23 protein-coding genes and 1 pseudogene are annotated in these 23,970 nt (G+C 35.3%); 8 read left to right on the forward strand and 16 right to left on the reverse strand.

The genetic code is table 11. The features are described from left to right. Positions 1-243: 243 nt before the first annotated feature. A complete protein-coding gene (gene gmhB, locus GQ593_RS08190; RefSeq protein ID WP_160431603.1) occupies positions 244-780 on the reverse strand; it encodes a D-glycero-beta-D-manno-heptose 1,7-bisphosphate 7-phosphatase in 537 nt (178 codons plus the stop codon). Positions 781-896: 116 nt separating this feature from the next. On the opposite strand from gmhB, the gene metN reads away from it, so the two are divergent. From metN to tsaA, 4 genes are all read left to right on the forward strand, one after another. Continuing rightward, positions 897-1,928 carry a methionine ABC transporter ATP-binding protein MetN gene (metN, locus tag GQ593_RS08195; protein ID WP_160431604.1) on the forward strand — a complete coding sequence of 344 codons (1,032 nt, stop codon included), beginning with the start codon at positions 897-899 and terminating at the stop codon, positions 1,926-1,928. A 112-nt stretch (positions 1,929-2,040) separates the two neighbouring features. Continuing rightward, a complete protein-coding gene (locus GQ593_RS08200) occupies positions 2,041-2,682 on the forward strand; it encodes a methionine ABC transporter permease MetI (protein ID WP_160431658.1) in 642 nt (213 codons plus the stop codon). A gap of 14 nt (positions 2,683-2,696) precedes the next feature. After that, positions 2,697-3,599: a methionine ABC transporter substrate-binding lipoprotein MetQ gene (gene metQ / locus GQ593_RS08205; RefSeq protein WP_160431605.1), complete on the forward strand. Its 903-nt coding sequence runs from the start codon at positions 2,697-2,699 to the stop codon at positions 3,597-3,599. Between the two features lie 131 nt (positions 3,600-3,730). Continuing rightward, positions 3,731-4,444, forward strand: coding sequence for a tRNA (N6-threonylcarbamoyladenosine(37)-N6)-methyltransferase TrmO (tsaA, locus tag GQ593_RS08210; protein ID WP_160431659.1), 714 nt, complete (start codon positions 3,731-3,733; stop codon positions 4,442-4,444). A 223-nt stretch (positions 4,445-4,667) separates the two neighbouring features. Here tsaA and hslO read toward each other — a convergent pair whose 3' ends face one another. From hslO to GQ593_RS08225, 3 genes are all read right to left on the reverse strand, one after another. Beyond that, positions 4,668-5,531 (reverse strand): Hsp33 family molecular chaperone HslO, encoded by an 864-nt coding sequence (hslO, locus tag GQ593_RS08215; protein WP_237397720.1) that lies wholly within the window; start codon positions 5,529-5,531, stop codon positions 4,668-4,670. 1 nt (position 5,532) lies between these two features. Beyond that, a complete protein-coding gene (gene hslR, locus GQ593_RS08220; protein WP_160431607.1) occupies positions 5,533-5,931 on the reverse strand; it encodes a ribosome-associated heat shock protein Hsp15 in 399 nt (132 codons plus the stop codon). Positions 5,932-6,032: 101 nt separating this feature from the next. Beyond that, positions 6,033-7,583, reverse strand: coding sequence for a hypothetical protein (locus GQ593_RS08225; protein ID WP_160431608.1), 1,551 nt, complete (start codon positions 7,581-7,583; stop codon positions 6,033-6,035). A 303-nt stretch (positions 7,584-7,886) separates the two neighbouring features. Between GQ593_RS08225 and greA the strand changes: the two genes are divergently transcribed. After that, entirely contained in the window at positions 7,887-8,363 is a 477-nt protein-coding gene (gene greA, locus GQ593_RS08230) for a transcription elongation factor GreA (RefSeq protein ID WP_160431609.1), read from the forward strand. 60 nt (positions 8,364-8,423) lie between these two features. Here greA and yhbY read toward each other — a convergent pair whose 3' ends face one another. Further along, the gene (gene yhbY, locus GQ593_RS08235; RefSeq protein WP_160431610.1) at positions 8,424-8,717 is read right to left on the reverse strand and encodes a ribosome assembly RNA-binding protein YhbY; all 294 of its coding nucleotides are present in this window, start codon (positions 8,715-8,717) and stop codon (positions 8,424-8,426) included. A gap of 97 nt (positions 8,718-8,814) precedes the next feature. On the opposite strand from yhbY, the gene rlmE reads away from it, so the two are divergent. The 3 genes and pseudogenes from rlmE to folP all read left to right on the forward strand — a co-directional run bounded on the left by rlmE (position 8,815) and on the right by folP (position 12,406). Then, a complete protein-coding gene (rlmE, locus tag GQ593_RS08240) occupies positions 8,815-9,441 on the forward strand; it encodes a 23S rRNA (uridine(2552)-2'-O)-methyltransferase RlmE (RefSeq protein ID WP_065560115.1) in 627 nt (208 codons plus the stop codon). A gap of 76 nt (positions 9,442-9,517) precedes the next feature. Then, positions 9,518-11,374: pseudogene (gene ftsH / locus GQ593_RS08245) on the forward strand (ATP-dependent zinc metalloprotease FtsH); the annotation flags it as partial. Positions 11,375-11,569: 195 nt separating this feature from the next. Beyond that, complete coding sequence (gene folP / locus GQ593_RS08250; protein ID WP_160431612.1) at positions 11,570-12,406, forward strand: dihydropteroate synthase; 837 nt, start codon at positions 11,570-11,572, stop codon at positions 12,404-12,406. Between the two features lie 214 nt (positions 12,407-12,620). Here the strand turns inward: folP and GQ593_RS08255 are convergent, their stop codons facing one another. The 11 genes from GQ593_RS08255 to GQ593_RS08305 all read right to left on the reverse strand — a co-directional run bounded on the left by GQ593_RS08255 (position 12,621) and on the right by GQ593_RS08305 (position 23,888). Further along, positions 12,621-12,839, reverse strand: a complete 219-nt coding sequence (locus GQ593_RS08255; protein WP_160431613.1) for an integrase core domain-containing protein — start codon at positions 12,837-12,839, stop codon at positions 12,621-12,623. A gap of 10 nt (positions 12,840-12,849) precedes the next feature. Next, the gene (locus tag GQ593_RS08260) at positions 12,850-13,107 is read right to left on the reverse strand and encodes a DDE-type integrase/transposase/recombinase (RefSeq protein WP_160431614.1); all 258 of its coding nucleotides are present in this window, start codon (positions 13,105-13,107) and stop codon (positions 12,850-12,852) included. 82 nt (positions 13,108-13,189) lie between these two features. Then, entirely contained in the window at positions 13,190-14,644 is a 1,455-nt protein-coding gene (locus tag GQ593_RS08265; RefSeq protein WP_160431615.1) for a VWA domain-containing protein, read from the reverse strand. 126 nt (positions 14,645-14,770) lie between these two features. After that, on the reverse strand, positions 14,771-16,150 hold the full coding sequence (locus GQ593_RS08270) for a VWA domain-containing protein (protein ID WP_160431616.1): 1,380 nt from the start codon (positions 16,148-16,150) through the stop codon (positions 14,771-14,773). A 70-nt stretch (positions 16,151-16,220) separates the two neighbouring features. Further along, on the reverse strand, positions 16,221-16,703 hold the full coding sequence (locus tag GQ593_RS08275; RefSeq protein ID WP_160431617.1) for a hypothetical protein: 483 nt from the start codon (positions 16,701-16,703) through the stop codon (positions 16,221-16,223). Between the two features lie 2 nt (positions 16,704-16,705). Continuing rightward, positions 16,706-17,395, reverse strand: a complete 690-nt coding sequence (locus GQ593_RS08280; protein ID WP_160431618.1) for a hypothetical protein — start codon at positions 17,393-17,395, stop codon at positions 16,706-16,708. Continuing rightward, a complete protein-coding gene (locus GQ593_RS08285) occupies positions 17,395-18,978 on the reverse strand; it encodes an SUMF1/EgtB/PvdO family nonheme iron enzyme (RefSeq protein ID WP_160431619.1) in 1,584 nt (527 codons plus the stop codon). Before GQ593_RS08285 ends, GQ593_RS08280 begins: the two co-directional genes overlap by 1 nt. Continuing rightward, on the reverse strand, positions 18,968-20,191 hold the full coding sequence (locus GQ593_RS08290) for an ABC transporter permease (RefSeq protein ID WP_160431620.1): 1,224 nt from the start codon (positions 20,189-20,191) through the stop codon (positions 18,968-18,970). The genes GQ593_RS08285 and GQ593_RS08290 overlap by 11 nt, the downstream gene beginning before the upstream one ends. 3 nt (positions 20,192-20,194) lie before the next feature. Then, positions 20,195-20,911 (reverse strand): ABC transporter ATP-binding protein, encoded by a 717-nt coding sequence (locus tag GQ593_RS08295; RefSeq protein ID WP_160431621.1) that lies wholly within the window; start codon positions 20,909-20,911, stop codon positions 20,195-20,197. A 1-nt stretch (position 20,912) separates the two neighbouring features. Beyond that, entirely contained in the window at positions 20,913-22,877 is a 1,965-nt protein-coding gene (locus GQ593_RS08300) for a vWA domain-containing protein (RefSeq protein WP_160431622.1), read from the reverse strand. A gap of 12 nt (positions 22,878-22,889) precedes the next feature. Continuing rightward, positions 22,890-23,888: a hypothetical protein gene (locus GQ593_RS08305; RefSeq protein ID WP_160431623.1), complete on the reverse strand. Its 999-nt coding sequence runs from the start codon at positions 23,886-23,888 to the stop codon at positions 22,890-22,892. Between the last annotated feature and the right edge of the window lie 82 nt (positions 23,889-23,970).

The following is a 23,970-nucleotide window of genomic DNA, read 5'->3' on the forward strand; positions in this document are numbered from 1 at the left end:
TTTTTTAAAATTTTTGATCTCGCTTTCTAACTCACCGCCTGCTTGTCGCTGACTGCGTGTCAGTGGATGCGCATTATAGGGACTTAAAAAAATCATGCAAGGGGTTATTGTATAATTTATTCCTGTTTGCTTTTTTTTTACGCAATACACACTAAAAATAGACTAAAACCATACATTTTGATTAAAATTAATCCATAAATATTTAGCGAACTCATTATATTGTTTATAAGATTGAGCCAATAATTAAGATATTTCTTTTATTTTTTTAGGTAAATCTGCCAAACTATCAATTAGCCAATCAGCCTGAGCCAATGCTTCTTCAGTTATTGTATCGCCTGTTTTTACTAACACAGTCTTTTTAACGCCTGCTTTTTTACCCGATAATAAGTCCGATACTCTATCTCCCACCATATAAGAGTTAGCAATATCAATTTTTAGTTCTTTGGCTGCGGTCTGAATCATACCTGGGTTTGGCTTACGACATTCACAAGTATTAACTAACGGATCATGGGGACAATAATATATGCCATCTAAATCAACGCCTCTATCTTGTAATGACCAATCCATCCATTCAGTTAATGTATGAAATTGTTCTTCTGTAAATATATTTCTGGCAATACCTGATTGGTTGGTAGTGATAACTAATAAAAAACCCATTTTTTTGAGTTCTTGCATCGCATCAATGACACCATCAATAAAATGGAATTTATCAATTGTATGTACATAATTATAATCTATATTAATGGTACCATCTCGATCTAAAAAAATAGCCGGTTTCATTTTTTAATTTTTCCTTTTAATTTAGATATTACTCTAATCTTACATAGAATATTATTGATTGACTTAGATGTCTAGACGTCTTAATATTCATTTATTCATCTTTTTCTTTATACATTATGATACAACTACAACACATTTCGAAAACATTTGAGCATAATAAAACTCCCATTTATGCTTTAAAAGACATTAATATCCATGTTCCTAAAGGGCAGGTTTATGGTGTTATTGGCAAATCAGGTGCAGGGAAAAGTACGCTAATTCGTTGTATTAATCTACTTGAAAAGCCAACTAGTGGAGAAATACTTTTTGATAATCAAGACATTACAAAGCTATCAAATAGAAAATTAATTGAAATACGTCGAAAAATAAGTATGATTTTTCAACACTTCAATCTGCTTTCTTCCCGCACCGTATTTGATAATATCGCTTTTCCTCTTGAGCTGAATAAAACACCTAAAGCAACCATTAAGAAGAAAGTCAATGAGCTTATCAAACTCGTTGGATTAACAGAGAAAGCAAATGTTTACCCAGCTAATTTATCGGGCGGTCAAAAACAACGTGTTGCTATTGCCCGAGCTTTAGCAAGTGATCCCAAAGTACTATTGTGTGATGAGGCAACTAGTGCACTTGATCCTGAAACAACTCGTTCAATTTTGGCATTATTAAAAGATATCAACCAAAAATTGGGACTAACCATTTTATTAATTACGCACGAAATGGATGTAGTAAAACAGATTTGTGACCAAGTTGCGGTTATCAGTGATGGGAAACTAGTTGAACAATCATCAGTAGGTGAAATGTTTTCTAATGCGAAAACAGATATTGCGAGACAATTTATTCAATCAACCTTGCATCTTAATATTCCTGATGATTATTTAATAAGGCTGTCACCTGAGCATAAAGAAGGACTCAATCCTTTATTACGTTTAGATTTTACTGGAGTCTCTGTTGATTTGCCTTTATTATCACAAATCGCTAAAGAATTCGAGATTGAAAGTAACATTATTAGTGCGCAAATGGATTATGCCGGTGGAGTTAAGTTTGGCCTAATGCTCGCTGAAATGAAAGGGAAACAAAAAAGCATGGCATCAGTAATTCAGTTTCTAGAAAAAAATAATACTAAAGTAGAGGTGCTAGGCTATGTTTGATTTTATTCCCTCTTTTAAACCTTTTGAATCACTATTTCGATACTTAACTCAATACAATTTCTGGGCTGATTTTGTTGCTTTTTGTTCATCCTTTAATGGTTTTAATGAAGCAATGCTATTCAAAATGGCGCAAGCAACAGATGAAACCCTTTTTATGGTCATCTTATCAGGTTTTTGGGGAACGATAATTGGATTACCCATTGGCATATTACTCTACACAACTCGTAAAGGACAAATATTAGATTGTTATGTTGCTAATAGCGTTATCTCATTTATTACTAATGTATTTCGTTCAATCCCTTTTATCATATTAATTGTATGGATTATTCCTTTCACCACTATTTTAATGGGCACCTTTATTGGTAAACAAGCTGCAGTCGTTCCATTAAGTATTGGCGTATCACCATTAATTGCACGTATGATTGAAAATGCATTATTAGATGTGCCCAAAGGATTAATTGAAGCGGCTCGCTCAATGGGGGCAACACCACTCCAAATTATATATAAGGTTTTATTACCTGAGTCATTACCTGTAATTGTCAATAGTATGACAATTACCTTAATTACCTTGACAGGATACATTGCAATGGCCGGAGCCGTTGGTGCTGGAGGTCTTGGTCAACTTGCGATTCAATATGGCTACAATGGCTACAAGCCTGCTATAATGAACACAGTTTTAGTTATATTAATTATTATTGTCTTTATTATTCAATTTATTGGCAATAGGATTGTTAAACGCGTTACACATCATTAATTTTGGAGAAATATATGTCTATTAAAAAGCTAGCACTGATTACCACATTAGTAAGTGCATTTTTTTTAACTGGCTGTGATAATAATAAACAACCGGCCACAGCAGATAATAAACCAGCGGAGCCAGCTAAAGTGAGCACGCTTAAAGTGGGAGTGATTTCAGGTCCTGAACAAGAAGTTGCTGAAGTAGTTAAACAACAAGCGAAAGATCTTTATAATCTAGATGTTGAACTTGTTATTTTTAACGATTACGTAACCCCAAACCAAGCATTAAATGATGGCTTAATTGAGGTAAATGCTTTCCAGCATAAGCCTTATTTAGATGAACAAATGAAAGAACGTGGTTATCAATTAGCTGTAGTAGGTAATTCATTTGTTTATCCTATTGCAAGCTATTCTCATAAATTAAAACCCATTGATGAATCTGTGGAAACTGGTGAAGGTGTAAAAGTCACATCACCACGTGGTGAAACCTTCTTCATTCCGGCTAATTCAACTATTGCTATTCCTAATGACCCAACAAACTTAGGTCGATCTTTACTTTTATTACAACATGAAGGAATGATTACAGTTGATAAATCTAAAGGTTTACTGCCAACTGTACTTGATATTACAAGTAATCCTTATAACTATAAGATTTTAGAACTTGAAGCGCCAATGTTACCTCGCTCATTAGATGATGCACAAGTTGATCTAGCAATCATTAATAACGCCTTTGCAGGACAAGCAAACTTAACGCCAAGCAAAGATGGGATTTTTGTTGAAGATAAGGAATCGCCATATGTCAACATTATCGTTTCGCGTGAAGCGGATAAAGATAACGAAAACGTGAAAAACTTTGTTAAAGCATACCAAACAGAAGCTGTTGCACAAAAAGCAGACCAAATCTTTAATGGTGGTGCAATTCGTGGTTGGTAATAATCTACCAATAACGATTGATTAATCTCAATTCCGCCGATGTTTATATCGGCGGAAAATGAATATAGAGATAATAAATTAAGTAACTAAAAAATTCGCTACCCGCTACCCATTAATAAAATCATCAACGAATAATGACATATCAAATTGAACCAATCGGCATTATCCGTTCACCTTATAGTGAAAAATTTGCCGTTCCAAGACAACCCAATTTAGTTAGTGCTGGGCAAGGTGAACTATATTTATTAACCCCTTATAATGATCCTATTAGTGTTAAAGGATTAGAACAGTTTTCACATTTATGGCTATTATTTCTATTTCACCACATCGCTCCTGAAAAATGGGGATTAACAGTTCGGCCGCCTCGTTTAGGTGGTAATAAAACGATGGGTGTATTTGCTAGCCGATCACCATTTAGACCGAATCACATTGGATTGTCAGCCGTTGAATTAAAAGATATTGTCGTTGAAAATAAACAGGTTATTTTAAAATTAGGCAGCCTTGATTTAGTTGATGGTACCCCCATTATTGATATCAAACCTTATCTTCCTTATTGTGATAGCCATTCAGAAGCACATGCAGGATACGCACAATCCATTCCAGAAAAAAAACTAGCCGTAGCATTTTCACAAAAGGCACAATTAGTTTTAGAGCTACAAAAACAAAATTATCCTCAACTCACTGAATTAATTACACAAGTCATTTCTCAAGATCCAAGGCCGGCCTATAAACAAAAGAACCCTAATGAACAAACATATGGACTTACACTCTACCATTTTAATATTAGATGGAGAATCATCACTCAATATGCACTTGTTGAAGATATCTATGTAGGTAGTAAGTAAAAAATCTTCATTAGTCTAAAAATTTTAAACTGAACAAATTTCTTAACTATTTTCAATGGCAAATAGGTTTACCAATATTTTTAACAAGATTGTTATACAAAACCGTCAAAAATAGCTTGGCATCTTTTTGGTCTTCTGTTAAATTGAATATAAGTTTAATTCCCTATATTCCACTTTACCATTAAGGTTATTAATAACCTTAATGGTATTTTTCTAAGAAAAATTAATGATAATGTATGTTACTTTTGCTTCTCATTTCAGCAATATCGATTGTATCAAATAGATAATGTTTACCACAATAATCGCAATGAATATCAATCTTACCATTATCCTCCCTTAGGATTTCATCAATTTCATTATCAGGTAAAGTCATTAAACTATCTTCACAACGTTGACGTGAACACCCACACTTAAATGTAATATCATGTGTTTCAAAAAGACGCACTTCCTCTTGGTTATATAACCGATATAAAATCTCATCAGTAGAAAGTTGAAATAACTCATCGCTCGTAATTGTCTCGGTTAATGCGCTAAGATGCTCAAATGACTCGGCAGTATTCTCATTGGCAGGCAAAACTTGCAATAAAATACCAGCAGCCATTGGCTTATTATTATGTACTCCCGTTTTAACAAATAAGCGTGTAGGAAGTTGCTCTGATTGCATAAAATAGTTTTCGATACAACCAATAAGCGTCTCTTTTTCTAGTCCAACGATACCTTGATAACGTTCACCATGCTTTGGTGTAATAGTAATAACAATATAACCATTGCCAACCATATCTTTAAGCGCAGCATCATCAGCAATATCACCATTAACCCGAGCAACACCACGTAGCTGCTGTTGATCATTGCCATTAACAACCGCTAAAGATAACGCGCCATCACCTTGCAATTGAACAGCAATATCCCCTTCAAATTTTAGTGTTGCCGTTAATAGACTAGTTACAACCAATAATTCACCAAGTAATTTTTGTACCGCTATTGGGTATGCATGATTATCTAAAATCGCTTGATATGTTTGTTCAAGACGAGTAATTTCACCCCGAATAGGATGATTATCAAATAAAAACCGATTTAGCGTATCCATCTTAATTGTTGTCACCTTGTTGCCTATCATATTTAAATTTAATCAAATTACGCCGCTCCTTTTTATCCGGTCTTCTATCAGGATGCGGCATTGTCAATGCGTTAAGCTTACGTGCTTGTGCTATTGCTTCTCGTTTAGCAATACTATCGGGTGTTTCTTGATAAAGTTGTTGAGCTTCAATGGCTGTTCTTCGTTGTTCATTAATAGCTAAAATTTGAATTGTTTTTTGATCCGAACCTTGGCGAAGTGTTAAAATTGCACCGACTTCAACAATTTTACTTGGTTTAGTACGTTGACCATTGTAATGCACTTTACCACCCTCAACCATTTCGCGAGCTAATGATCGAGTCTTATAAAATCTTGCAGCCCAAAGCCATTTATCTAATCTAACAAGAACCATTACACCCTCATATTACACTTAATTATTGAGTTAATTTATACTCAAATGCACATAATACCTTAAACATCTTAACAAGTTATATAAGGATGCTTTTGTAAAAATCAATGATCATGATTGATGATATAATCATTCTCGTTTGTAGATAATGTCCCCGAAAAACTAAATGGTAGTAACTTACCGTGTAATTTAGTGGAATAATTTAAAGCTTTTGGTGGTTGTTTTACCAGTTTCCAGTTTTCTAGCAATGCACTTGTGATACCATAAGCATTAAACTGTAAAGATAATGGTTCATTTTGCGATAGATCGATATTTGCTTTTGATTCAATCATTCCACCACTCACTAAAGAGCTAAAAGTCAGCAAAGCATGGTTTTGAGCATCAAATTTAACAACCAGATCGGGATAACGAATATTAATTCGATTAAACGATCCTTTTTCAGATTTTAAAAAGGCCGTTCCTGAAAAAATGCCTAATTGTTGATCTTTCGCTAAGGTCACATTTGTACCTGAAACTTGAAAGTTATATAGATTAAAAGGGAAATCACTGTGCTTTCCAATTATTAAACTTTGCAAAATAGCCAACTTACCAACTTGGATATTCCTAAAAATATTAGGTAACGCAGCTAATTCTATTTTTTCAGGCATTTCATAAATAATATCCGCTAAGGTTAATTGTTCTAAATGCAAAGTATTATCTTTCCATTTTCCAACAAAATTGATACTACCTTTATTCCATTTTGCTAGTGCTTTTTGAATTGCCACTTCTTGGTCATTGGATGATAATTGCACTAATACTGACGAAAATAATTCATCATGCCAAACAATATGATCAGCAGTAAAAATAAAAGCACTTTGATCAAAGTTCCACTGTTTATCATAACAAAGATTAGTCGCTACAATATTGCCTTTTTCAATTAAAAAGCTAGGTAACTGTATGCTGCTTTCAAATATTAGTAATTGTTTGATCATCAACTTTGGCAGCACATGAGAATATTTATTAAGTACATCATCTTTCGCTGATTGCCAGTTTATATTGTACAACTTTAATTGATCAATATTTAAACTATTGTCCGTAAGGATTTTTAATTTACTGACAAAAAAACCATCATTAACATTTCCACCTAAATTAGTTATGGTTGTTACACCATCTCGATGGAATCCTTGAATGAGCAGTGATTTTATTGGGATTTGCTTTACTAAAACCTCTTGCGACGTAAAATCAAATTGGTATTTATCCGCGCCTGATGAAGCAAAGGGTTTAATGCCTCCATTGATTTGGGTGAACGAAAGAGTTTCCTTTCCATTATTAACCAGAATATTCGCATTTGAATTGACAAATTTTAACGTATTGGTTGAAAAGTCATAATGACTAAATTGCGTATCATTAATATTAATATTGCCATTAATGACGATAACATAGTTAAAATGAGATAATTGCCAAAGATTACCTTTATCTAATCCTACAACTAATTTAGGAATATTAACAAGCTCTTGTCTATTGGAGCTGACAACAACATCATCAAAAACTAATTCATAGGAATTTGAAAATGAGTGATGAACTCTGCCGATTGAAATTTTATAAGAACTTAATTTGGATAATTGCTGACTGACTATCTTGGCACCTAAAGAGGTTTGCACAACAAAATAAGACAATAATACCAAAAACCAGACAATAGATAGGGAGATGATTATGTAAAACCGTAATCGTCGCATAAATAAATTTAATTGTTATAATGAACTACTAATAATTACCTTACGATAACCGATTTTAATAAAAATAGCATCCCATCTTCGGTTAAATGATTTGTTATTAAGCAAACTTGACAGTTAAGATATAAACATTCACCATAATGTTATTTTAAATAACTAACAGAACAATTCACTTTTCCTTTCTTTTAATCAAGATAAGGAAGAGTGGTTTTTTATCTAATATAAGTAAAAACGGGAGATACCTAGATGAAACAAATCCCAATGACAGTTAAGGGAGCTGAATTATTACGAGCTGAGCTTGAAGATCTAAAAAATGTCAAAAGACCACAAATCACTGCAGCAATAGCCGAAGCAAGAGCGCACGGCGATTTAAAAGAAAATGCTGAATACCATGCAGCAAGAGAGCAGCAAGGTTTTTGTGAAGGTCGTATTCAAGAAATTGAGGGCAAATTATCACAAGCACAAATTATAGATATCACCAAAGTAAAAAATACTGGACGTATTATTTTTGGTGCAACAGTCACCGTCATAAATATTGAAACGGACGAAGAAACAACCTATCGCATTGTTGGTGATGATGAAGCTGACTACAGAAAAAATCTTATTTCTGTCAACTCACCTATTGCTAGGGGGTTAATTGGCAAAGAAGACGGTGATACCGTACAAATTAAAACGCCGGGCGGTGATGTAGAATTTGATATTGTTAAGGTTGAATATATCTAATATTGAATATATATCATCAACAAAAGCAGATAAACAAACAGGGCAACTAGCCCTGTTGTTTTATTTAGGTAAAGCGATTTTCTTATCCTCACTTGGTCTAAAAATCGTGAAAATTGATCCCACTTGCTGCACAGGTAATGCTTTAGTTTCACGAATAATGGCATCACAAATGAGTTTTTTAGTTTCGCGATCCTCAGCAGATACTTTAATCTTAATTAGCTCATGGAAATTTAAGGCATTTTCAATTTCGGCAAGCACGCCTTCGGTAAATCCATTAGCACCAATCATCACAATAGGTTTTAAATGATGAGCTTCACTTTTTAAATACTGTTTTTGTTTATTCGATAAATTCATTAAATTTTTATCACATTAAGTTGCAATTTTGTTATTCTACCCTTATATATATTTGTAATCAATGAAGTGACCTCTTTACATTAAGGATTTATTCGCTGTGAGTAATAAAAAACGCTCAGCAAGCTCAACACGTTGGCTCAATGAACATTTTAATGATCGCTTTGTACAACAAGCACAAAAAAAAGGCTTACGCTCTAGAGCATGGTTCAAACTAGAAGAAATTCAAAAAAGTGACAAATTATTCAAACCAGGCATTACCGTTGTTGATTTAGGTGCAGCCCCTGGTGGTTGGTCACAATATGTTGCATCGCTTATTGGCAATAAAGGGCGCATTATTGCCTGTGATCTATTGCCAATGGACCCCATTGTTGGGGTTGACTTTCTTCAAGGCGATTTTCGCGATGAAGCAGTTTTAAAAGCTTTACTCGAACGGGTTGGTGAAGAAAAAGTCCAAGTGGTTATGTCAGATATGGCGCCAAATATGAGTGGACAACCGGCTGTTGACATACCTAGAGCAATGTATTTAGTTGAACTGGCGTTAGATATGTGTAAAGACGTGCTTGCGCCTAATGGCAATTTTATTGTAAAAGTGTTTCAAGGTGAAGGATTTGAAGAATATCTAAAACAGGTGCGCTCAATGTTTAAAACCGTCAAAATTCGCAAGCCTGAGGCTTCACGCGCAAGGTCTCGAGAAGTTTATATTGTTGCAATGGGTATGAAGTAGCCAGTTGTATAATTTTGTAGTACCATACTTTATTAAATTTGGTCGTAACTGTTAATTTTTATGAGAGGTTTTTCTTTTGAACGACATGGTAAAGAATTTACTGATCTGGGGAGTTATCGCTGTAGTATTGATTGCTGTATTTAACCAATTCAGCTCAATATCCAATAGTGGTCCCCAAGTCAATTATACCCAATTTAATTCCGATATCACGACTGGTAAAATCCAAGAAGTGCATATTAACGGACGCGAAATTGTTGCCACAACCAAAAATAATGGCAATTATGTTACTTATATCCCTTATCTTGATGAAAAATTAATGGATGATTTATTAGCTAATAAAGTGGCTGTCTATGGTAGTCCTGATGACAAACCAAGCCTAATAGGTAGTATTCTCATCTCTTGGTTTCCTATCATTTTACTCATTGGTTTTTGGCTATTTATGATGCGCCAAATGCAAGGTGGTGGTAAAGGAGGACCCATGTCAGTTGGTAAAAGTAAAGCGAAAATGCTAACGCCAGACCAAGTCAAAACAAAATTTACCGATGTTGCTGGCAGCGAAGAAGCAAAACAAGAAGTCACAGAAGTTGTTGACTTTTTACGCGATCCAGGCAAATATCAAAAATTAGGCGGGCGCATACCAAAAGGGATTTTAATGGTAGGCCCTCCTGGAACAGGTAAAACCTTACTAGCAAGAGCTATTGCGGGTGAAGCCAATGTGCCTTTTTTTAGCATTTCAGGTTCTGACTTTGTTGAAATGTTTGTAGGTGTGGGTGCATCGCGAGTGCGCGATCTCTTTGAACAAGCCCGTAAACACGCACCTTGTATTATATTTATTGACGAAATTGATGCCGTCGGTCGTAAGCGTGGCGCTGGCTCAATGGGCGGTCATGATGAGCGCGAACAAACACTTAACCAAATGCTCGTTGAAATGGATGGTTTTGAAGCTAATAGTGGCATAATTATCATTGCAGCGACTAACCGTGTTGATATTTTAGATTCGGCATTACTCCGTCCTGGTCGTTTTGACCGTCAGGTGCAGATTGGCTTACCAGACATGAAAGGCCGCGAACAAATTCTTGCTGTTCATGTACGCAAAGTTCCATTGGGTTCTGATGTCAATTTATCGGTATTAGCTCGTGGCACACCAAATTACTCTGGTGCAGAACTCGCTAATTTAGTTAACGAAGCTGCGCTATTTGCTGCACGTCGTAATAAACGAGTGGTTACCATGGAAGAATTTGAGGAAGCCAAAGACAAAATCAATATGGGAACTCAACGCCGTTCATTATCTATGACGAAAGAACAATTAACGAATACTGCTTATCACGAAGCTGGACATGCGATTGTTGGTTATCTTGTGCCAGAACATGATCCACTTCATAAAGTGACTATCATTCCACGTGGACGAGCATTAGGTGTAGCATTCTTTTTACCTGAAGGTGACCAAATTAGCCAGAGCCGAACTCAATTAGAATCAAAAATTTCTACTGCTTATGCTGGCCGAATTGCTGAAGGATTAATCTTTGGTGAAGATAAAATTACGTCGGGTGCATCAAGTGATATTCAATATGCATCTAATGTTGCTCGAGCAATGGTTACTCAATGGGGATTCTCAGAACGTTTACCGCCTGTATTATTTGAATACGAAGAGTCATCTTATGGACCATTGAAAAAAATCTCAGATAGTACTGCTCAAATTATTGATGAAGAGGTTGATGCTATTATTCAACGTAACTATCAACGTGCAAAAACTATCTTAACTGAAAATATTGATATTCTTCATGCTATGAAAGATGCACTATTAAAATATGAAACAATCAATAAACAACAAATTGATGAACTGATGAATCGTCAACCTGTCACACCACCAGATGGTTGGACAGAAAGCGATGAAAAAGCAGCGAATGATGGAAGTAACACATCGCCACAATCAGAAAGTTAATTTGCTTTAATAAAACATAACGCGCTACGGCGCGTTTTTTATCGGTAAAATAAAAATAGCTTATCAATAAATTTGCAAGAGTAAAACCACAATTATATTGAAAATTTCAATTTAATTGTGCTTAATAACTTTAAAGATCATTTAAACGACTGCATCATTAATTTTAATCAAATAAGGTTTTTAATCATGGAAATACATTTTCAAAATCAAGTGATGGATCTCTCATTTCCACAAGTCATGGGCATTGTTAATATGACACCTGATTCGTTTTCTGACGGTGGCAACTATAACAACCTTGATGATGCTATGCGTCGCGTTGACAGCATGATTCAAGCTGGTGCAACATTTATTGATGTCGGTGGTGAATCAACACGCCCTGGCGCAGCCGAAGTTTCGGTTGATGAAGAACTTAACCGCGTTGTGCCATTAGTTGAAAAAATCGCTCGTTATTTTGATGTTTGGATTTCCGTTGATACCTCAAAGCCACAAGTCATGACTGAATCAGCAAAAGTTGGAGCACACCTAATTAATGATGTTCGCGCCTTAACAGAACCTGGCGCACTTGAAGCAGCAACACAAACAGGACTACCAGTTTGTATTATGCATATGCAAGGCGCGCCTAAAACCATGCAAAATGCACCACACTACCAGCAAGATATTTATCAAGAAGTTGACCAGTTTTTTGACAAACACATTGATCGTTGCATAAATGCCGGTATTAACCGTAAAAAAATTATACTGGACCCCGGTTTTGGATTTGGCAAAACACTGGTACACAATTACCGTCTATTGGCAACACTCGAAAAGTTCCATCATTTTAACTTACCTTTATTAGTAGGCATGTCCCGAAAATCTATGATAGGACAAGTATTAAATGTGCCACCGCAAGAACGTATGCTAGGTAGCGTATCGTGTGCTGTGATTGCAGCAATGAAAGGTGCACACATTATTCGCGTACACGATGTTAAAGAAACCTTTGACGCACTGAGAATTGTGCAAGCGACATTAGCTGAACAAGGATAAATATAAAATCAGAATGAAAAAGAAAATAGATAATATTATTTATTGGTATTGCTTTTCTTATTTTCTATAAGTTTTAATGAATTAAAATTATTATCTATATATCATAATAGTTTTGATTATCAACACTGAAATCTAGCCCTTGGAGTAATAAAGAAATACTTGAACACGCATATAATAAATATTTACAGATATATAACTGACATAGAAAATTATGCTACTTTTTTTGTGTTTTAAATTCAATGGGCGTCATATTATTTAATACCTCATGCGGTCTTTCAGTATTATAGATCGTTAGCCATTCTTCGGTCATTCTCCTTGCTTGCCCTAGGTTGTTAAAAAGATATAAATCTAACACTTCAGTGCGATAAATCCGGTTAAATCGTTCAATGTAACCATTTGGGCTACCGTGCTCAATATGAAATAGTGATACCATGTGATTTTGCCTAGTTGGCAAACGTTTTTCCAGTAAATTCTGAACCATTATCGACCCGTATTTTTAACGGATAACCGTGATATTCAGCTAGCTGGTCCAGATAAAGAGTGATTTTAACCACAGGTGAACTGAACGTAATATCAATACCTAATACTTCTCGGTTAAAGTCATCAATAACGTTGAATGTTCTAAAATGGCGTTGATTTCCACTACTGCTTCTTTTAATATCGATATGATTTGGTGCTCTGTCATCTTTTTCATGTTTCAATTCTTTTTTACTTTTATCATAGACAATTTTCTACTTTTTTGCTGTACCATTTTAGGGGGTAGTTACAGGTAGCGCATTGATTTTATTGACACACAGGCCTATTAATTTTCAAACTCGAAACCGCTTTATTCATTTGTTTAATCATATCGTTCGGACTTTGGGCAATGTAAACTTTTCCACCTGTAGCGTTAGCAATACAGTCTATTTTATGTTCACCAGCAATATCAACAATATTAATTTTTAATCGTGGTTTTTGTGCAGCTATATAGTTAGCTAACGTACAAATATTCTTTTTTGTACAATTATCTTCACCATCACTAATAATAAGAATATAGTCGTCACGTTTTACCCCATCTAGCATTTTACTGGCTTTTTCTAGACCATTATATAAAGGCGTTCCCCCCCCGCCGGCTGCAGTGGGTGTTAATTGTTTAATTTTATGCTTTAATGATGCCCTATTAGAGTAATTATAAAATGGCGATACATTTGCTGCGGGGCAATTCGTCAGCGTTACCAGTGAAATACCAATGTTTGGTTGTATCTTATCAATACTTGAAGTAGCCACACTTTTACTACTTGATAAACGAGTTGGTAAACGGGTCATACGCTTTTCGTATTTGATTCTTTCTTGCTCTGACATATTACGACCATAACCATACGTCAAATATTGAAAGTATTGCTCAACCGCTGATGGTGATTCATTTAATGTTACTGTCATCGATAATGAATTATCAAACACTATTGCCATTTTAGATGGGTTGGGATCTTTATTCATCTCTTCTTTGGTGATACAGTTAGGAGGATTTTTTACCTTTGGCGTTAGCGGTGGTTCAGGTACCGGTTCTGGTTTAGGCTCAGATGTTGCAATTGGCATAGGTTCCTCTGGCACGGGATCTTTTGGTTCAATAACAGGCTCAGGTGTCGGTTTGGGTTCAGGTTTCTTTTCTATAACAGCCGGTGCAATGATAGCCATAGGATCGGGGACAACTGTTTTTTGTTTACCAAATGGGCAAAATAAATACCACAGAATACCAAGTAAACCAACAAGCAATAAAGCTAAGATTAAAAAATGCCACCAACGCCAAAATGGCTTTGGTGGAATAACAGGGGCTGCTGCAGGTAAAACCGGTTCTTCAAAGGTATTGACAATAACCGGTTCATCATTAATCACATAAATTTGATTGCCTAAACTTTTAATTCTTGGAAGCCATGCTGAAACTAAACTTCGCTCTTCATCGCTTAATGGCATTAGTTTAATAGCATTTTCAATATCATTAATACGTGTTTGTAACGTTTTGGTTATCTTAATTTTATGCGATTTGAGGGCAATACTATCAAGTGAAAGCGGTTGTCCTTCAAGACTAGTATACCAGCCTAGATATTGATTGTTATCAATTAGCTTTGGTGATGCTAAAAGCGAAAAAGTACGATCGGTTAAATGTGATTTTAATAATAATAGTAAAGAATGATATTGTTCTAATAGAGAAATCTTCTCTGGGTTATTATAATCAAAGGCTATCCGTGTTATTCGTTGCATTATTGATTTAATTCCTTACAGTTGACCATTATTCTTATACTAAAATTGCAATAAACTTGAAATATTACTTACCTATAGATATACCAAAAATGAGATATTCGACTATCTAGTATTATTTAAAAATAATTATTCGCATATCGGTTTACTAATATTCATATTCGAAACAGCATTATTCATTTGTTCAATTATCTGTGTTGGACTTTGAGCGATATAAACTTTACCCCCAGTTTTATCTGCTACACAGTCAATTTTATGTTGTCCAGCAATATCAACAATATTGATTTTGAGTCGAGGTTGCTCAGTGGCGATTTTACTGGCTAAAGCACAAATATTCGCTTTGGTACAATTATCTTCACCATCACTAATCACTAAGATGTAATCATCATGGTTTACACCATCAAGCATTTTACTCGCTTGCTTTATACCACTGTATAAAGGCGTTGCACTGTTATTTTCTAATGGATTTAATCGACTAATTTTAGTTTTTAACTTACCTCTATTTTCATAATGATAAAACGAGGTAGTTTGTGCAGCAGGGCAAGCAGAAAGGGTGACTAACGCAATATTAACATCAGGCTGTATTTTATCAATAGTCGACAATGCAACCTTTTTACTACTTGATAAACGATTAGGTAAACGTGTCATGCGTTGTTCGTATGCATCAGCTTCTTGTTCGGTCATTGAATACCAATCAGCACGCAAGTATTGATTAATGGACGCTTGAGATTCCATCAAAGTCAATGTCATCGAGGCTGAATTGTCAAATATCATAACCATTTTAGGCTTGTCAGTATTATTGGCAATCTCTTCACGAGTAACACAATTTTTAGGTGCTGGCTCAGGTATCGCTTCAGGCTCCGATTTTACAACGGGTTGTTCCTCTTTAGGTAGCTCAACAACTGGATCTGGTTTCTTTTCTTCAACAGGCTGAGTAATGGCGGGCTCAACCTCAGCAATTGCAGGCTTTTCTTTTGCATATGGGCAAAAGAAATACCAAAGAATGCCGAGTAAACCAAGGAGTAATAAGGCTAAAAGCAAAAAATGCCACCAACGCCAAAATGTTTTTGGCGGAATAACTGGGCCAGGTGCTGGTAGAATAGGATCTTCAAAGGTATTAACAATAACTGGTTCATCATTAATCACATAAATATGATTACCTAAACTTTTAATTCTAGGTAACCATGATGAAATAAATGCCTGCTGCTCAGCCGTTAATGACATTAACTTAACCACAGCTTCGATATCGTTAATACGATTTTGTAACGTGTTTTCTATCTTAGCTTTATGTGATTGATCACTAATTTCACTCAATAAGATAGGCTGACCTTCTAAAGAGGTGTACCAACCAATATATTGATTATCATCAATCAATCTTGCTATTGCTAAAATGGAAAAAGTGCGCTCAGTCAAATACGGTTTTAGCAATGCTAGCCAAGAATTATATTGATCAAATAAAGACATCTTTTCGGGATGATTATCACAGATAATTCTTGTTATGCGCTGCATTGCTAATTTATTTCCTTTTATTTAACGCCTGCTTTTATTATTTATAAGATTGATTAAGCAAGAAATATATTTATATGTTTAATGCTTTTTGCAATTGTTGAAGTTTTTTATTTAACTTATCTAACTCAACTTGTTTTTCAAGTTCAGAACTATTTGAATTGTTCACTTTATTTAGCTGCTGTTCAATATCTTTCACTTGAGCCTGTAGGTCGTCACGTCCTTTGGCTTTTTGTTTTACTTCATTGGTTAGTTTAGTTAAATCCGTTTTCAACTTTTGTTGCTGTGCCTTTTTTTGTTTAATGCTTAACGAGGTAGCTTTTTTTTGCTTCTCGATAGTGGCATAAATCTCTTTAAACTGCTGATTAGCTCTTACTTCATCTTCTAGAATTTGTTTTTTGTTATCAATTCGAGCCTGATAATTCCCTGAATAATTACAGCTGATTTTATCCATAATTCCAATGTTGGTATTAGTCGGATCGCACTGTTCAGGCGTAGTTGAACAACCGGCTAAAAAAATAAACGGACTGAGTAATAAAAGATATTTTTTTTTCATAATTAGCTAACCTTAACTGCTGAACGTTGTTTAGTAACAAGATTAATTTGATTTTCAAGTACTGCAATTTGTTTATGTAATTGGCTGATTTGTTGATCCAGTTTCGATACTCTAACACCCGATTGTCGTTCTTGAGATGAGATTGAAACCCAATCGTTTTCAACTTTTTTCATGCGTTTTAATTTGTCTCTTAAATAAGCAATATTTGCATCAATTTGTGTCAAATCATTTTGTGCTTGTTTTTTATTGAGCGTGTCATTTTTTATCTGATTATTTAATACTTTAAGTGTTGCTAAATTCTTATCCAATACCGCTTTAGCTGTTTCGGTCACCGCTTGTACTTCGTAGGTGTTCTTTTGCACGTCTTGGATATAAACATCTAGACGCATCTCATCATTCGCATATTCAGCTCGCTTACTGTCAAGATAATAGTTAGCCCCCATCAGCACACCACAACCAACCGCCGCAGACGCAAGACATACCCCTGTTTTTCCACCAGCTAACATACAGCCAATACCGCCTAAACCAGCACCGACAGCACAAGATTGCCATGCTGATTTGCTAAAAAATTTAGCAGTATTACTTTTTGTTAATGCAGGATCAACATTTCTAGAACTTACGCCTCCAGAACCTTGACACCCTGTTAAAATAAGCGATATACATAAAGTCAGCGTTACTATAATTTTATTCATCATTTTTTTCCTTTTATCTCATTACACGTTTGTAGCCAAGCTGTTCGCTCGATCTTCCCCGATTCAATATATTGATTAATATGTTTGAAATAGAGTTTTAAATAATCACTCATATTCGCTTTGCCACTATTTTCGAGAATAAATTGCGTTGATTTAGCTTGATCATTAATCGTATTTTTTTCGTAATTTGACGCCGTATTAACAATCGTATCCGAATAATATTTCAATATAAAATCACGCGCACTTTTAGACTCATCAACAACCTGTTTTAAATTATCTAGCTTCACTTTTGAGCACATATTCTCATCGGTCACAGTATCTGCTTCTTTTGGATCACAAACTTCATTGATCATTGTTTTGTATAAATGATCATTATACTCAAACTTGCCGTTCAAATCTGAAACATTAGCACACAAAAATGCACCTAATTGTAATGCTGATTGAATAGAGCGATCTCGTTGTTCATCGCGCGCTTGATTAGCACTACGTAAAAGTGCATTAAGTTGATTTAACTCTTTTTTTGTTTTTTCATCTTCAACTTGTTTGGTAATTTTTTCAAGCTCACTGACAACATTGCCATTGTTTGTGCTGTCTGTTTCTCGACCTAATTGACTCCATTCTTCGTCTAGTTTTTTGATTTTATCGTTCGAATTTATCACTTCTGTGGTATAAACTAAACGAAATCCAACATCTTTACTTTTATAAGCACCTTTATCATCATAGAAAGGCTTTTCAATACGAAAAGCACTAGTAGTTGAAGATTCGGGCGTTAAATAGCTGCCCCCACGCACAATCATTCCGCCTTGTTGACCATGGTAGCGATCAAGTTTATTCATTCTAAACGAATCAAACATCATTTCGCTCGCATTGCCTAAAATATCATACAGATCTAGGGGATTAGGATCTAACCTACCAATAAGTTGCAATTTACCATTAGCTGACTTAGCGCCGGAAAACCATGCATAGTTTTCAAGATTTTTAGTCATAGGAAACCGTGATTCACGAAATTCTGATTCTGTCACTTTTGAACCACCCCGAGCGGCATATTCCCATTCCGTATTATTGGGTAAACGGACATAGCCATTAGGTAAATTAATTGATTTTATTTTGGACTGGTTTTCAATTAACCAACGATTATATTTATCTGTAAAGGCAATAGCATCAAACCAGCTAATATCCGTGATAGGAAAGACAAGATTAACTTTAGGAGTTGGGCAAGTATCATTCATGACGGATTGATATTGCAATGCGGTGATCTCATATTTACCTATCAAATAATAGCGCTCTTTACCTGCATCAGAAAAGCTACCAGCAATATAATTAGGCGTGGCATACTCGGCAAAACCAAGCTCTTTTTGATTGCTCCCTAAAATGACTTTGACATCATCTAGCGGTTTATTGGTAGGGGTAAATACCTTTTTCATCACTAAACTACCGTCACATGGCATCGGTAAAATCACATCATCTTTTGCAGGCTTGGGATTATAAAATTTACTGTCCCAAGGTTCAGCAAAGCTTAATGCCGGCAGTAAGCTAATTGTAGCCAATCCCCAACACGCTAATCGGATATAATTATGCTTCACGTAAGCTTTCTGCTGGTTGAATTTGAATAGCACCTCGCCCTCCTATAACCACAATGCCCGCTGAAATAAATAAAGTCAGTAAAAATGCAATAATAAGATGATAAAATTGTAATTGACTCACAACCGATTGTGAAAGCAAATTTTTACCTAACACTAAATTAAAAGCACAATTTCCTACTGCAAACAGCCCACAAGAGATTATAAAAGCAAAACAGCTCAAAATCATTGCTTGGTTAATTAAATAAAGCATAATGCTCTTCGAGCGAAATCCAAGCAATCGCATAAAAGCAATATCTTTGCGTTTACGTTCAATATTCGATAAAAATGACCCAGTAAATGATAAAACACATCCCAATACAGCCGTAATTGCAATAACGCTAAAAATAAAATTAAGCACTCGATCAATTGCTTGCATGTTTTCAATTGCATTAGCCTCGGTACGCGTTTCGATATGCTTTTCTCGTAATTTAAATGCTAATGGAGCCACATTATCCAGTGAGTCTGCATAAATACGGGCTCGCGCAAACGACGTATGATGAGGTGGATTTAATTGCCCAGTAGAAGTCACAAAAACATCACTTTGATAACCATCATAATAATTTTCCATATCAATCAGTAAATCTAAAGAGACAAAAGCTGCTGCACGGCTATAACGATTTTCGGGAATAATACCAACCACTTCTAATTGTGTCATTCCTTTTTCAAGTTTTCCATCAAGCTGCCTTGTGATCACCATTTTCACACAGCTTCCCATCGTGACTTGCATTTTTTCGGCCGATAATGAACTTAATAAAATTTGCTTTTTATTATTAGGTAATGGCAAATTTTTTGTTAGTGGATCATCTTTAGCCGTGGGAATAATTTCGGCATTATTAACAAAATGGCTAGCATCTTTCATTAAATCAGCTTGCGTATTTAATGAACGTGTGAGTGGAATAACAAAAGCTGTTTCAGGTTGCTGTTTTATCCACTCAAACATTTCATCTTTAAGTTGCAAATTCCCCACAATTTTTATTTCTAAATTTTGCGGATCACTGAGTAATTGCTCTCGAAGCTGCGAAACAACACCGTATTTTAAACTAAATAACAATAATAATGGCGTAATTACTGATATTACTGAGGCAATAATACAAAATGATACTTTTTTGTCATACCATAAGTCCGCTAACGATAAACGAGTAACAAGTAACCATTTTGATATTGCTTTAGTCATTTTTTACGCCTTATCTTGTAACGGTGAAAATTCTGATGATTGTGCGGAAGTTAACTTAGCTGATAACGTCAATAACCCTTTGTTAGCTATACATTGCAAGTCATGTGTGACAATCATGGCAGTAATATTATCTTGCTGAGCTTGCTCAATAATTAAATCAAACAGTAAACTCGCATTATAGGGGTCCAATGCCGAAGTCGGCTCGTCGGCAAGTAATAACGCGGGTTTATGAATAATCGAACGAATAAAAGAAGCTCGTTGCCTTTCACCAATGGATAACTGTTTAGGGTGTTTATTGAGCAAATGTGCGATATTGAGTTTTTTTACTAGATAATCAAACCGGCTATTATCCACTTTTTTTTGTAATAACTTTAATGATAATAAAATGTTGTCACGAATCGTCAAAAATGGCAGTAATCCACCTGTTTGCAGCATAAAGCCTAAATATTGAGCGCGAATATCAGCAAGCGCTTCGATTTTATCTTGCTTGATTAGCGTTGCAATATCAATATCATAATTATCAACAACTAAGTTATAACCATCAATGTGGTCTGGTTTTAATATCATTCCCACCATTTCAAGTAGCGTGCTTTTACCTGCACCACTATCACCTTGAATAACAACAACTTCACCTGCTTTGACAGTAAGCTTTGGCAGGCAAACGCTAAAAAAGGATTTGCCTGTTGAGCGTGAAATCGATAATTGCTTAATATTTAACATATTATGGCAACATTTCTAATGGTATAGGATACACATTTTCACGCGGATCACTGCCGTCAGCTAATGAAATCCAACGATCGACATCCGCATTACATTTTTGATAATAGCGAATCTTACCGTTTAAATTACGGATAAATTTTTCTTGCTCAAGCCCACTCATACTTTTCCATGTATCTTGATCAAGTCCAGTGACATCGCTTTTATAAGGGATATTATCTAAATATTCACCCAGCAAACCTAAGTCAGCAATTTTTGTGACAGAATCGGATTTTAATTTACTCGGATCTTGCCCCATTGCCGCTGCAACAGAACGAAGCTGAGAGAACATATCATCGGCAGAAATCAATCCATCATTAGCCGCATTAGCGATTTTGCTAACCACGTCGCTCAAATCACTCAGTTGCGATTTTGTTAATAATATACGTGGCTCTGCTGTTGGAATAGTTGGTTTGACAAAATCTTTATCGGCAATCCATGCTTTAAAAACTGACGGTGCTTGAGTGCCGTTAACATCCCCCAAATAAGCCAGTTGCATTGCCTTGCTTAGTAACAATGCATCTTTTAACATGTCTGAGTTATCATCTTTTGCATTGATGGCATTACCAACAGAAGCTTCACCTTTATAAGCAAGTTTAACTTGCTCAGACAATGCTTTTGCTAGCAAATCAACTTTTTGACCAAACTCATTCACATCACCTGCATTCACTGGGTAATAAAGTGATTTATGAATAAAATCGTTATACGTTAAGTCCGAATATTGTTCTGCCGCAATTTGATGATCTTTTGCACCACTTGGCGTTTTTAAATGTAATGCATAAATTGCAACACCTTTATGCTGAGCTTCAAGTCTTAATTGCGCTGCATCCATGCCAGTACTAGAGAGCTTATCATCACCAGGAATCGCACTTGCATCAGTTATCAAAATCATATAACGCGCACCAAAACTATTCCAATTAATATCATTTAATGCTTGAGCAACACCCGCATAAGAATCTTCAGCAAAATACGAGGTAGAAACTGAAGCTTGTTTAAGCGAAGAGCTCAGTTGTTTAAAGTCATCTTTATCTTTAACTTTATTGGGATCGGCAAAAATTTTAGTGACAAATTCAAGCTTATCTGAGGCCTTTAAACTTGACCGAAATGAAACCAATCCAAACTTAACCTGATTTTGCAAATGTTCGTTTTCAATATGTTGATAAACTCGAGTTACGGCCTCTTTTGTTCTTGAAATATAAGGATCCATAGAGATAGTCGAATCAATAACAAACACTATGGCAGCTTTAAAAGGGGCTACTTGGTTAGCACTATCATCAGTCGTTTGGGTAGTTGTTGGTTTTGTGTTATTTTTTATCAATGGTGCTTGTTTACTGACTGAGGCAACTTCTAACACTCGCTCATAAAACCCTTGCCCATTCATCACTTCTTCACCTTGTAAAATAGGTAGTAAATAGAAGTTACTTTTAAAATCAACGAACTCTTTAGGTTCTTGAGCTACCACGTCTGAAGCGGGTTTATTGGCTTTTAATGCATCACGAATAGGTTTTAATAAAGCTTCAGGCTTGTCTGCATCAACAATCGCCGTTAATGAGGCCTTATCTTTAAAAAAGAGCAAAGGATCACGATCAACTGGATTTGTAAAAACCAGTGTCATTTGCATATTCCAAGCGATCGCACATGAATTATTAATCCAACCAATGGTTTTTCCATAAGAATCTGGACCAACACTAAGCCACTCTTGATTATTGTCATTTTTGCGTTCATAAACATAATAACGGGAAAATGCCGGCAAGGATTTGCCTGTAGCATCGGTAATATTGTTTTTTAATTCACACGTTGGGGTACTTAAGACTCGTTGGTATAGGGTTGTTTTTCCAGCCTGTTTAAGTGGCTCAGTTGCAAACCCTATCAAAGGTAGGCATGTTAGACCTAGTGTGCAAATGAGTTTCGAGATAGCTAGCTTATTCATTCTTGCACCTCACTATTTTTGTAATTCGGTTAAACGATCTTGAACGAACGTATTATTTGCATCGTTGGTCAAAGACGTTTCATACCAATAAATAGCCGTTTCTTTATCTGCTTTAAAGCAATTATTTGCTTCATAATATTTTTCGTCATACTCTTTTGCATATAACATCGCAATTTTAGAATTAGTTTGAGCCTGATTTGCATATAACCGCTGAGCAATATTACATTTTTCAGTTTTTTTAGCTTCAGTAATTACTTGAATAATTTCATCCGATTTAGGTTTAGTTTGTAAACATTGTTGAATAAAGGTTAAATCATCAGTAGAGGCGTTGTTCAAACTACATTGACCACTAATTTGCACTGCTGGAGTTGATTGTGATTGATTTTTAGAAAATAAAAAATACCAGGCAGCCATGCCAAGTCCAATTAGCACTATACAACCTATAATAGTAGTCATAATTAACCCTAGGCGACTTTTCGATTTAACTGGTTCCACTGGTTTTATTTCTAGTTCTGGTTCGATAGGTTCTGCTAACGTTTCACTTTCAGGGTCAAGACTAGATTCTTCAATTAATGGTGTTTGATTTTCAATAATAGAATCACTAACAGGATCTGGCTGCGCTATAGTTTGCTCGTCATTCGGTAATGTTGTTTGCAAGTTTAATGCTGTTGATGCAAGAACCGAATCAGCAATACTCACAACGCCCCTATCAACATAATGCTCATTTTGCTTATCACGAATTTGTATAAGAAATCGAACCCTGCTTTCTTGTGATAATAAAGAGTCAACCAACCATTCGCCAATTTGGCCAGTTAATTGTTGATTATCAACAGACATATTTTCAACGGCGTGCCAGTTTTTTTCAGGGCTCCATTGATTCAAACCAGATAAATAATAGCCGTCTTGATTTCGTTGTATAAGCATATCAATGTCAGAACTACCACTCCATTTTTGAGCTAAAAACTTCGCAATACCCGGTTTATAACCATCTAATTCTATTCTTAATGCCATGATATCCTCTATTTTTATACTCAAATATGTGAGTATTATTTATCTGAACTATTGAATAGGAAAGGGCTTTTCGCTCAAAAAG

It is taken from the genome of Gilliamella sp. Pas-s25 (assembly GCF_009795885.1).
GTDB lineage: Bacteria > Pseudomonadota > Gammaproteobacteria > Enterobacterales > Orbaceae > Gilliamella.